This is a genomic window from Acidimicrobiales bacterium (assembly GCA_030747595.1).
Classification (GTDB): domain Bacteria; phylum Actinomycetota; class Acidimicrobiia; order Acidimicrobiales; family MedAcidi-G1; genus UBA9410.
In genome coordinates this window covers 564-870 of record JASLKK010000045.1, presented here as the reverse complement: position 1 = coordinate 870, position 307 = coordinate 564, and the positions used below count along the sequence as shown (strand labels likewise).

Here is a 307-nt window from a genome sequence, read left to right as displayed (position 1 = left end):
GACCAGTCACCGGGACCAAGAGTAGCAATTGTCAAAGCGGCAACACTTAAAACAAAGACGTACTCCCAGCCTTCTTTAATAATGAAAAAACCATTGTTTCTGTGAACTGTCCACCCAGCTACAACCATTATTCCAACTATTCCCGCACCCGCAAATGAAGTAAGAAACCCCAAGCAGAGCAGCAAGCCACAAAAAACTTCTGATAGTGCTGCCATCCAAGCATGAAAGATTCCTGGCTTCATGCCAATACTTTGAAACCACCGTCCAGTACCTTTAATTCTGCCGCCGCCGAAAATCTTATTCCACC

At 45.3% G+C, this 307-nt stretch carries 1 protein-coding gene; it reads right to left on the bottom strand.

The genetic code is table 11. The features are described from left to right. A partial coding sequence (locus QF777_11980; protein ID MDP6912255.1) for a DoxX family protein occupies window positions 1-307 on the bottom strand: 307 nt, incomplete at both ends.